The organism is Psychrobacter sp. GW64-MNA-CIBAN-0177 (assembly GCF_040309585.1).
Classification (GTDB): Bacteria; Pseudomonadota; Gammaproteobacteria; order Pseudomonadales; family Moraxellaceae; genus Psychrobacter; species Psychrobacter okhotskensis.
The window spans coordinates 1-371 of record NZ_JBEOOY010000082.1 but is presented as its reverse complement, the minus strand read 5'-3'; the positions used below and the strand labels follow the sequence as shown (position 1 = coordinate 371).

The 371-nt window shown below is 44.7% G+C and carries 1 protein-coding gene; it reads left to right on the top strand.

Features of this window, described 5'->3' with window-relative positions; all coding sequences use genetic code 11:
* Positions 1-371: rhomboid family intramembrane serine protease (locus AAEY79_RS14260; protein ID WP_352288899.1), on the top strand; the 371-nt coding region annotated here is incomplete at both ends.

Sequence of the window (371 nt, the reverse complement as noted above, 5' to 3'; positions counted from 1 at the left end):
GCCCATGTTTGGCTCCAGTAAATTTTTGGCGCTGTTTTTACTGGCTGCTATTGGCGGCAACTTATTAAACAACCATATAATGTGGCAAGCTATTTTAGAAGATAACAGACTACTCGGCATATTAGATGGTAGCATCCTTCCTGATATTTCAGCGGGTGCATCTGGCGGCATTATGGGTATCGGGGCGGCGCTATTGATCGCGGCACTGTTTAAAATATCCGTCAACGGTATGGTGCTCAATCTTAGAAGCTTAGTGCTGATAATGGGTATTAATTTAGTTTATGGCTTTGCAGTGCCGGGAATTGATAATGCTGGACATATTGGCGGTGCAGTAACGGGTTTGGTCATTGCCTTGGCTATCGGTATTGTCC